General features: G+C 70.2%; 1 pseudogene. It reads left to right on the top strand.

The features are described 5' to 3' along the window. Positions 1 to 228 (top strand): annotated as a pseudogene (locus tag SB765_RS34610) (dihydroorotase); the annotation flags it as partial.

Below are 228 nucleotides of genomic sequence, written 5' to 3'. Positions count from 1 at the left end.
CCTCCGGTGCGCAATGCCGCCGAGGCTGGCGCCTACCGTGAGCGCATCCTTGCCGCGCGCCCGGCCGGTAGCCGCTTCGAGCCGCTGATGGTGCTGTACCTCACCGACCGTACCAGCCCCGAGGACGTCCGCGCGGCCAAGGCCAGCGGGATCGTGTACGCTGCCAAACTGTACCCGGCCGGCGCCACCACCAACTCCGACTCGGGCGTGACCAGCATCGACAACATC

This window comes from Pseudomonas sp. SIMBA_067 (assembly GCF_046534675.1).
Taxonomy (GTDB): Bacteria; Pseudomonadota; Gammaproteobacteria; order Pseudomonadales; family Pseudomonadaceae; genus Aquipseudomonas; species Aquipseudomonas putida.
The sequence above is the reverse complement of the archived record's forward strand: the minus strand, read 5'-3'. Positions and strand labels throughout refer to the sequence as shown.